Origin of the sequence: Roseovarius sp. (assembly GCF_048262375.1) — a bacterium.
Taxonomy (GTDB): domain Bacteria; phylum Pseudomonadota; class Alphaproteobacteria; order Rhodobacterales; family Rhodobacteraceae; genus Roseovarius.
Genome location: NZ_JBLXFE010000049.1, coordinates 1 through 9,932, shown reverse-complemented (window position 1 = coordinate 9,932; position 9,932 = coordinate 1). Strand labels below are relative to the sequence as shown.

Genomic DNA, 9,932 nt, shown 5'->3' with positions numbered 1-9,932 from the left:
GACCAGCGTTTCGTAGCCAAACCGGCGCGCCCAGGCCGAACCATCATCGTCGCGATCAAGTTCTGCAAGAGCGTTGCTGAGTTCGCGCACCTGGGCGACGGCGGTGTTGAAGCGGAACCGCTCGACGGCCTCTTCAATTGCCTTGATCGCTTTATGCGTTGCGCGCTCGGCCGCTTCCGCAGCCGGGCCAATGTCGGCAGGACGGGCTGTGCCATGCGGGGCGAAGGGTTTCGCGGGTTCGGTGATCAGACGCCAGAGGCGGCTGAGATAACGCCAGGCACCATCAACGCCGGACTCTGACCACTCAAGATCCCTTTCCGGCGGAGAGTCCGACAGCATGAACAGGCGGGCCGTGTCTGCCCCGTAGGCGCCGATGATGTTTTCCGGATCGACCACGTTGCGCTTCGACTTGCTCATCTTCTCGATGCGGCCGGTCTTGACCGGTGCACCGTCCTTGATCGTGACGTAGCCGCTGCCTTCCTTGCGCACCTCGGTCGGGAACAGCCAGGCGCCGCTCTGATCCTTGAAGGTCTCGTGACAGACCATGCCCTGGGTCATCAGACCGGCGAACGGCTCGTCAAGATCGAGGTAGCCGCACTTGTTCAGCGCGCGGGTGAAGAAGCGTGAATAGAGCAGATGCAGGACCGCATGCTCGATGCCGCCGATATACTGATCCACCGGCAGCCAGTATTCCGCGGCTTCTTTTGAGAAAGCGTTCTCGGCCTTGGCGTCGGCGAAACGGGCGAAGTACCAGGAGGATTCGAAGAAGGTATCGAATGTATCGGTCTCGCGCTCGGCCTTGCCGCCGCAGCTCGGGCAGCTGACATGCTTCCAGGTCGGGTGCCGGTCCAGCGGATTACCGGTGCCTTCGAAATCGACATCTTCCGGCAGTTTGACGGGCAGGTCTGCTTCCGGAACGGGAACCTCGCCGCAATCCGGGCAGTGGATGAACGGAACCGGACAGCCCCAATAGCGCTGACGGGATACGCCCCAGTCGCGCAGACGATAGGTCGTGGTCTTCTCGCCCTGTCCGGCATCCTGCAGGCGCTCGGCGACTTTCGATTTGGCGTCTTCCACGGACAAACCGTTCAGGAAGTCCGAATTGTAGATCTTGCCGGGACCGGTATAGGCTTCGGTGCCGACTTCGAAACTATCGGCATTGGCATCCGGCGGCAGCACCACCGGCTTCACTGGCAGATCGTACTTCCGGGCAAAATCCAGATCGCGCTGGTCATGCGCGGGGCAGCCGAAGATGGCGCCGGTGCCGTATTCCATAAGCACGAAATTCGCGACATAGACCGGCAGCTCCCAGCTGTCATCCAGCGGGTGGGTGACCTTGAGACCGGTATCGAAGCCTTTTTTCTCGGCGGTTTCGATCTCGGTTTCGCTGGTGCCCATGCGATTGCATTCAGCGATGAACTCGGTCAGGGCGGGATTGTTTTCCGCGACCTTGGCCGCGATCGGATGGTTCGCTGCTATCGCACAGAAGGAAGCGCCATAGAGCGTGTCCGGCCGGGTGGTGAAGACCTCAAGCCTGTCGTCCGCGTCCTTCAGTTTGAAGAACACACGGGCGCCTTCGGATTTGCCGATCCAGTTATGCTGCATCAGCGTGACCCGGTCCGGCCAGCGGTCCAGGCCTTCGAGAGCCTGCAGCAGGTCCTCTGCATATTCCGTGATCTTCAGGAACCACTGGGAGAGCAGGCGCTTCTCGACAGGGGCGCCGGAGCGCCAGCCCATGCCGTCGATGACCTGCTCGTTCGCCAGCACGGTGTTCTCGACCGGATCCCAGTTGACCCAGCTTTCCTTCTTGTAGGCGAGGCCCGCCTTGTAGAAGTCGATGAACATCTTCTGTTCATGCTGGTAATAGTCCGGATCGCAGGTCGCGATCTCGCGACGCCAGTCATAGGACAGGCCCATGGTCTTGAGTTGTTCGCGCATGGACGCGATGTTTTCGTGGGTCCATTTTGCCGGATGGACACCGCGCTCGAAGGCGGCGTTTTCCGCAGGCAGGCCAAAGGCGTCCCAGCCCATCGGGTGCAGGACATTGAAACCCTTGGCTTTCTTGTAGCGGGCGACGAGATCGCCGAGCGTATAGTTCCGCACATGCCCCATATGGATGCGCCCCGACGGATAGGGGAACATCTCAAGCACATAATATTTAGGCTTGCCCGGGTCCTCCGTCACTTCGAAGCAGCTGTTCTCTTCCCAGGTCTGCTGCCATTTCGCTTCGGTTTCGCGGAAATTGTAACGGGACATCTTTTGGCCTTGGTCGGTGCGCTTAGCGCCTGATCTTCTCTCATGGCCGAGCCCGCATGTCGTATCCGGGCCGGTGCCAAAATTACATGGACGTGGAGGCGTCAGTTCTTGGTGGAACCGATGCGCAGTTGCCGCGCACGTGTCAGGATCGCGTCCTCAAGATCCCGGTGCAGCTTTTCTTCCGTATCCAGATCCTGCCATTGACCGGATGCGGTGAGCTTCTGCTTGAAGACTTTTGCCCTTATACCGTCGGACCGTAATGCGCGGTCGAGGATGAAGACATTGATCTTGAAGCGCTCGCTCGGCGTTTCCGGCGGCGAATACCAGTCGGAGATGATCACACCCCCGAACGGATCCGCCGATGCCAGGGGCATGAAGGAGATCGTGTCGAGGGATGCGCGCCAGAGGTAGCTGTTGACCGCAATGCCGGATCCGACAGAGGCCTGCTGGTTGTCTACATCGTTTCCGAGCAGCGTGAATCCGTCCTCGCCGAAGATCTTCTCTTCTTTTTCATAGGTCGGTTTTCCCCCGACACCGGTGCGCGGATATTCATATTCGATATCAGCACCTGAACATGCCGTAAGGGATGCCATCCCAAGCAGCGCCAGCAGGCGCATGCTCTTGCTCATTCCCAGAAGATCCGGAATTTTCATATCACCCAAGACTCGCACTCGCGTTTCGATACGGACGAGACGCCTTTTACCGTTTCTCTTGCCCGCGAACAACTTGACATATGATCACACCGGTTCTGCGTGCAAGAAATCGGATAAATACAGGCGCAGCCATAGATTTGTGGCATTTTCGCCACATTGAGACACATTTGCATAAACGCCCGGTCTGTCTTTCTTGACGGTCAAATGGCGAGAGAATAGTGATGCTGTGACGTGAGGTTAGGGGGTTACGCAGATTTTCTGCAGCCTACTTGCCGCGTTACTTAACCGATGACTCTCGGGAGTAGGGGAAAAGATGAAAAAGATTCTTCTCGGAACGACTGCGATTGTTGCCGCTGGCATGATCGCTGCGCCGTCTGCGGATGCTGCTGAAAAGCTGAAAGTATCCGTCGGTGGTTACATGGAACAGTGGTTCGGCTACACGTCTTCGGACGACAGTGCCGGCACCGATTACAGCGGTTTCGACGTCAAGTCCGATGCTGAAATCCACTTCAAGGGCATGACCACTCTTGATAACGGCATTTCTGTCGGCATCAACGTGCAGCTCGAAGCTAACAGCAACAGCAGCGACCAGATCGACGAATCCTACCTCATCGTCAAAGGCAACTTTGGTGAAGTGAACCTGGGTTCTGAAAACTCCGCGCTGTACAAGATGAACTACGGTCCGTCTGACTACGGTATCGGCATCAACTCTGGTGACCAGTCCTCTTGGGCAGCCAAGCCGGCCAGCGTTACTGGCAGCTTCTTCCGCAGCCCGTTCGGTTCGACCAACATTGAGCCGGCACGGACCAACGACTCCGAAAAGCTGACCTACTACACGCCGCGGATCGAAGGCTTCCAGCTCGGTGTTCCCTACATTCCGGACGCCCCGCAGGACAGCAACGGTCAGCCGGATCGTGATGCTTCCCTGACCGACGGTTATGCGGTTGCCGCTAACTTCAAGCGTGACTTCCACGGCTTCAACGTCGGCGTTTCCGGTGGCTTCGGTGGCTTCACCAACGGTACGACTTCTGGTCAGGACGACCCGAAGGCTTGGTCCGTTGGCGCGACCCTCGGCTTTGGTGGCTTTGAAGTTGGTGCGGCTTATGCCGACGCCGACGGCACCACCGATGCTGCTGACAGCGATGGTTACAACGTTGGTGTTGCTTACGCGACCGGCCCGTGGGGCGTCAGCCTCGGTTGGTTCCATGGTGAAGTCGACGGCTCCACCACTGCTGGTGTCACCACCGGCAACGGCGAGCAGGACACGTATGCTCTGTCCGGCAAGTATGCGCTGGGCCCGGGCGTGACCGCTGCGGCGACTCTCGCACACACCGAATACGACACCGACAACACGAGCGCGACCGGAGCTGCCCTCGACGGCGGCGAAGCGACCTACTTCGTGGTCGGCATGAAGCTGTCCTTCTAATCCAGCTTCTACGTCAAGACTTCGGGAAGGGGCCGCGTTTCGCGGCCCCTTTTCTTTTGGCCGATAGCTTTCGCGCCTATTGAAGCGCGGCTTGCCCTATGGAACTGTCATCGCCCCTGTTATACAGATCACGCGCGATAGATATCCGGGAGCAAGTCGGTGCAGTTCAGTAACTTCTTCAAGAAAATCACACGGGACCAGTTTCTGAAGGAGTACTGGGACAAGGCCTATTATTTCGAGCAGGGTGCCTTCGATCCGATCAGCGACCTGTTCGACTGGGATCAGATGAATGATCTGATCAACCGCTCCAAACTCTGGCATGCGAACTATATGGAGATGGCGGTCGACGGAAATGTCCTGCCCTCCGAGCAATATTGCCGCCCGGGTATCGACCGCAAGGGCATGAATGTCCTGGTGCCTGATTCGGAGCGGGTGCGGTTTCTCATGTCAAAAGGCGCAAGCCTTGTTCTCGATTACATCGAGGGCATTCATCCCTCGGTTCAGGAAGCGACGCGCTTTATTGAGCGCCTGACCGGAACCCATGCTTCCTGCAATGCCTATTGTTCCTGGAAAAGCGTCCAGGCCTATCACTCGCATTTCGACACGATGTGCGTCTTCGCGGTGCAGATCGAGGGCGAGAAAACCTGGAACATCTATCGCGGGCGGGTCAACGAGGCGATCGACGTGCCGCGGGTGCGGCCCAGCGATTTCACGCGGGAGCAGCACGACCAGCAGAAGGGCGAGGTCATGCAGCAGATCGTGATGCGCCCGGGCGATGTTCTGTACCTTCCGCGCGGGCTCTATCATGACGCCATGACGACGGACACCGCGTCCCTGCACCTGTCTTTCGGTGCAACCTATGTGGATGGGCACTCGACCCTGTCGATGCTCGCTCCTGCCCTGCACCAGGATGAGTTCTTCCGGAGGCGAATCCCACATTTTGACGATGGCGACGATCTGGAACTCTACATAACCGAACTGGGCAAGCGGGTTGCCGAGCATATGGCGCGGTCGGAGTTTCACCAGCATGTGCGCGGTCATCTGATGAGCAAGGTCGCGGACAAGGTTGTGCGCCACACCCTGCCGGACCGGACTCCCGACATCAATTTCATGGTAACCCGTCGCCCTGTGAAGCTCGCGCGGCGGGGCCAGGCCGCGACCTTGAGCGGCGAAGGGTTCTCGATCGATATTGCCAAGGAGGATTATGCCCTCGCCGAACGGATCGTGACGTCCGAGGAGATCTGGTTGTCCGATCTCCGGGCGGAATTTCCCGACCGGGTGCCACATTTCGAGCCTTTGCTGAAGGCGCTGGATCAGCACCATGTGATCTGGCGGCTTCGCGGGTGAACCGGGCTGACCTGATCCGATGAGCGGAATTCTTTGGCTGGCATCCTTCCCTAAGTCTGGCAATACCTGGCTTCGCGTCTTCATCGAGAATCTGTTCCGCAACAGTGCGGAGCCGGTCTCGATCAACGAGCTGGGTGTGGTCCGCTTTGGCGACATGATGGGACCGCTCTATGAGCAGCTGAGCGGAAAACCGTTGCAGGCAATGAGTGACGCGGAGCTGCATGCGTTGCGGGAGCCATTGCAACGATCCTGGGCGCAACAGCCTCAGACGACGATCGTGAAGACGCATAATGCCATCGGCATGCATGAGGGACGGCCGCTTATTCATCTCGAACTCACTGCCGGAGCGGCGTATGTCGTGCGGAACGTTTTTGATGTGACCGTCTCTTATGCCGATCACTACAGGCTCACCCTGGACGATGCGGTGGAGGCGATGACCTCGGGCCTGCAGACCACCCGGACCAGTCCGGCGGCGGTTTTCCAGATTCTTGGTACCTGGACCGACCATTACAGGAGCTGGCACGGTGTGGATAATTTCACGCCCCTGACCCTGAAATACGAGGATATGGTCAAGAGCCCGATGAAGTCGTTTGGGGCTTTCATGCGTTACCTCGGTGTTCCCAAAAACCCGGCGCGGCTGAAGCGGGCGATCAAGAACAGCAGCTTTTCCGTGGTCTCGGGCCAGGAGAATCAAAGTGGCTTTCGTGAGCGGGTGCACCAGTCGCAGAAATTCTTCCGCTCCGGCGGGGTCGGCGGGTACCGGGCTCTTTTAAGCGATGATCATGTGAAACGTCTGACAGAGCGGCATTATGATCTGCTTCTGGAGCTGGGCTATGTCTCCAAATCCGGGACGCCCCGTGTCTGAGCCAATGGGTGCCGACAAGCATGTCCATTCAGCCATCTGACTTCGATCCGGTCCGTAAACTCGCGCATGCAGGCCGCTGGCGCGAGGCGCGGGAGCGCTATGCCCGGATCCTCCGCAAGGCAGGCAGCGATTGGCGGCCATACTATATGGCCGGGATGATCGAGGCTTCCGGCGGTGATTTCGACCGGGCGGCCAAGGCGCTGGAAAAAGCCCGGGCACAGGCACCGGCGGAGCCTCAGATAATCATCAATCTGGCGCAGGTTCATCTGCATCGCGGATTGCCGGCGGAAGCCCTAAAGCTGCTCGACCCGCTTGCGGGCCGTTTCGCGGAGAATGCCGCCGTCCAGAAATTATATGGCACCGCCCTGCTGGAAGTGGGCCGGCATGATGAGGCGGCCCCGGCTCTGGAAAGAGCACTGCGTCAGGGCGATGATCCCGCCGTCTTGAACAATCTTGCCCTGATCTATCGCGGACAGGGTGATTTGCACCGGGCCACAACCGTTCTGGAGCGGGCGGCGCGGGGTGGTGATGACGGCATTGAGGTGCAAAGCAATCTGGCCAGCATCTATGTGGCAACCGGTCGCCATGAGGATGCCCGGATACTGTATGATAAACTCTCCAGCAGTGGCGCTTCAGACCCCCGGGCCTTACGCGCGCTTGCCGTCTTTTCGCGCGACACCGGACATGCGGACCGGGCGATCCGGCTGGCCAGGCGCGCCCTGATTCTCGACCCGTCTCAGGTTGCATCCTACACGATGCTGGCTGAGCTTCTGGACCGGACTTCGGCACTGGAGGCCGCCTTGTCGGTTGCTCGCCGGGGAGTGTGTCTGGAGCCGGAAAAACAGCATCTCGTGGCGTTGGAAGGACGGGCGCTGAGGCGTCTCAAACGGTTTGGTGAAGCGGTTTCCTGCCTGCAGGGGGCGTTGGAAGGGGCGGTATCAGGGCCGGACACCTACCGTCTTGGCTTCGAGCTCGCGCAGTCCCTCGATTCATTAGGGCGCTACGATGATGCTTTTTGCTGGTTCGAGAGTGCAAACCGGACCCAGATCAAAGAATTTCGTGGCGGGTATGTCGATCCGGGGCGGGCTTTCGCCGAGGTTGGGGCGCTCACGGCCGCGTTCAGGAACGCTCCGTCCTGGGCTGGTGCTGTCCCGCAGGACCGGGCGGGCGAGGCGGATCCGGTGTTTCTTGTCGGTTTTCCACGCTCTGGCACAACACTGCTTGATCAGGTTCTCGATGCGCATCCCGGGGTACAGGTGCTGGAAGAGCATCCGCTGATCTCCGGTCTCTCTGCCCGGCTGGCGAGCAAGGCTGGATATCCGGGGGCGCTGGAAAATCTTTCCGAAGAGATGCGCGCGGAAATGCGGGCTGCGTATTTCACCGAACGGGACCGGTTTCTGGTGCCTTCGGAAGGCGCGGTCTATATCGACAAGATGCCGCTTAATATCGTGCATGCGGGGCTGATCATGAGGATCTTTCCGAAGGCACGGTTTATCCTCGCACTGCGGCACCCGTGCGATGTCTGTCTCAGCTGCCTGATGCAGAACTTCACCCTGAACCATTCCATGGCGGTCTTCTGCTCCTTGCCGGATACAGCCCGTTTTTATCGTGAGGTGTTCGGTCTCTGGCAGCTTTATGCGGAGCATCTGAACCCTGGCGTCGTGACGGTGAAATATGAGGATATGACCCGGGATCTCCGGGCTGCGGCGGAGCCCGTACTGCACTTTCTCGGGTTGGACTGGGATGATCGGGTGATGCAGTTTCACGAACATGCGCGCCAGCGCGGGCACATTTCGACGCCGAGTTATGCGCAGGTAACGCAGCCGCTCTACGGGCATGCGGTGGCGCGGTGGAAGCGCTATGGCGCCGCCATGGAAGCGGTTGCCGGGGAACTTCGGCCGCAAATCGAAGCGTTCGGATATGGGGACGAAAGCAATGGAGCAGCAAATGGCTGAGGCAGGCGCAACGGTTGATGTCGGGGCCAATCTCCGGGAAGTGAAAGCCCAGATCGAGGCTGCGGAGCAGGCGGCCGGGCGGGCACCCGGAGAGGTCACGCTGGTCGCCGTCGGCAAGGTGCAGCCGGTGGAAAAGGTCGAGGCCGCTCTGGCGGAAGGTCAGCGTATCTTTGGCGAGAACCGGGTGCAGGAAGCGCAGGGAAAATGGCCGGAGCTGAAGGCACGCTATCCCGATGTGACGCTGCATCTGATCGGCCCGCTGCAGACCAACAAGGCGGCGGATGCGATTGCGCTCTTCGATGTGATCGAGACCGTCGACCGGCCCAAGCTGGCACGGGTTCTGGCGGCGGAGATGAAAAAGCAGGGCCGGATGCTGGAGTGTTTCGTGCAGGTCAATACCGGCGAGGAAGATCAGAAAGCAGGGGTTCTGCCGGCTGACGCGGATGCGTTCATCGAGACGTGCCGGGACGAGCATGGCCTGAACATCGTCGGCCTGATGTGCATCCCTCCGGCGGATGACGAGCCTGCGCTGCATTTCGCCCTGCTGCGGGAAATTGCCCGGCGGCACGGCCTTGAAAAGCTGAGCATGGGCATGAGGGGGCACTATGGGGACGCGATCGAGGTGGCTGGGACCCATGTGCGTGGCGGCACGGCCATCTTCGGAGACAGGCTGAAACCCGCCGGTTAAGACGGCCCGGTTTTGTCCGCAAGCTCCGCCGGTACAATAACAGTGCCGCTTCCGCCGGTCTGTTCCAGGATCTTCAGCAGATCCGGAAGGGCCAATGCGATGCAGCCTTCGGTTCCGGAATAGTCCGGCCGGGCGACATGCATGAAAATCGCACTGCCCCGGCCCGGGACCGGTGGGGTGTCGTTGTATCCCAGCTCCACGATCACATCGTAGACCGCGTCCTCGAGCTTCAGGCGCTCATGAGAGTGCGGGTAGGGCAGTTTGACCAACCGGTTATATTGCTCCGGATCGGCGGGATCGTCGCTCCAGCCATGATCCGCTTCGATCGGGATCGCATCCGGGCATCCGGGGATGGGTTTCAGGCGGTCCGCCCGGTAGAAGATCCGGCGAAACGGAAATTGCCCGACCGGTGTTGCGCCATCTCCCTCGCGCTTGTCTTCACGGATGCCACCTTTGCCGATGGCACAGGCGAGGGCCCGCCCATCAAGCACGATGCGGTGGGAGCCGTCTTGCTCGCGGTGAAGAACGAGATCCAATGGGGGCACTCCTGATCAGGCGCTGGAAAGAGGCGCCGGGCCGAAACTACCCGACACCGCTGCCACTGACCTTCATGGTCCCATATTTATCGAGCGCCTTCATCATCCAATCCGCCAACCCGGCGCGTTGAGCAGGACTGACGGGCGGCAGTGCAGGCTCGCTCGCCGGGGCCTGGGCCCCCCGGGTTTTCAGACCGGGCTGGTCC

8 protein-coding genes are annotated in these 9,932 nt (G+C 59.9%); 5 read left to right on the top strand and 3 right to left on the bottom strand.

Going from position 1 to position 9,932, the window contains the following annotated elements:
- Positions 1 to 2,256: leucine--tRNA ligase (gene leuS, locus ACN0SW_RS19905; RefSeq protein WP_417729645.1), on the bottom strand; the 2,256-nt coding region annotated here is incomplete at its 3' end.
- Between the two features lie 101 nt (positions 2,257 to 2,357).
- Positions 2,358 to 2,885 (bottom strand): DUF3576 domain-containing protein, encoded by a 528-nt coding sequence (locus tag ACN0SW_RS19900; protein ID WP_417729644.1) that lies wholly within the window; start codon positions 2,883 to 2,885, stop codon positions 2,358 to 2,360.
- A 337-nt stretch (positions 2,886 to 3,222) separates the two neighbouring features.
- Here ACN0SW_RS19900 and ACN0SW_RS19895 point away from each other — a divergent pair, with 337 nt between their 5' ends.
- The 5 genes from ACN0SW_RS19895 (at position 3,223) to ACN0SW_RS19875 (ending at position 9,190) form a co-directional block, all read left to right on the top strand.
- Complete coding sequence (locus ACN0SW_RS19895; protein WP_417729643.1) at positions 3,223 to 4,335, top strand: porin; 1,113 nt, start codon at positions 3,223 to 3,225, stop codon at positions 4,333 to 4,335.
- Positions 4,336 to 4,494: 159 nt separating this feature from the next.
- A complete protein-coding gene (locus tag ACN0SW_RS19890) occupies positions 4,495 to 5,682 on the top strand; it encodes a JmjC domain-containing protein (protein ID WP_417729642.1) in 1,188 nt (395 codons plus the stop codon).
- 19 nt (positions 5,683 to 5,701) lie between these two features.
- Positions 5,702 to 6,547: a sulfotransferase domain-containing protein gene (locus tag ACN0SW_RS19885; protein WP_417729641.1), complete on the top strand. Its 846-nt coding sequence runs from the start codon at positions 5,702 to 5,704 to the stop codon at positions 6,545 to 6,547.
- A gap of 20 nt (positions 6,548 to 6,567) precedes the next feature.
- Positions 6,568 to 8,502: a tetratricopeptide repeat-containing sulfotransferase family protein gene (locus ACN0SW_RS19880; RefSeq protein ID WP_417729640.1), complete on the top strand. Its 1,935-nt coding sequence runs from the start codon at positions 6,568 to 6,570 to the stop codon at positions 8,500 to 8,502.
- The gene (locus tag ACN0SW_RS19875) at positions 8,495 to 9,190 is read left to right on the top strand and encodes a YggS family pyridoxal phosphate-dependent enzyme (protein WP_417729639.1); all 696 of its coding nucleotides are present in this window, start codon (positions 8,495 to 8,497) and stop codon (positions 9,188 to 9,190) included. The genes ACN0SW_RS19880 and ACN0SW_RS19875 overlap by 8 nt, the downstream gene beginning before the upstream one ends.
- On the opposite strand, the gene ACN0SW_RS19870 is transcribed toward ACN0SW_RS19875, so the two are convergent.
- Positions 9,187 to 9,735: a L,D-transpeptidase family protein gene (locus ACN0SW_RS19870; protein ID WP_417729638.1), complete on the bottom strand. Its 549-nt coding sequence runs from the start codon at positions 9,733 to 9,735 to the stop codon at positions 9,187 to 9,189. The two genes, ACN0SW_RS19875 and ACN0SW_RS19870, sit on opposite strands and share 4 nt — an antisense overlap.
- Between the last annotated feature and the right edge of the window lie 197 nt (positions 9,736 to 9,932).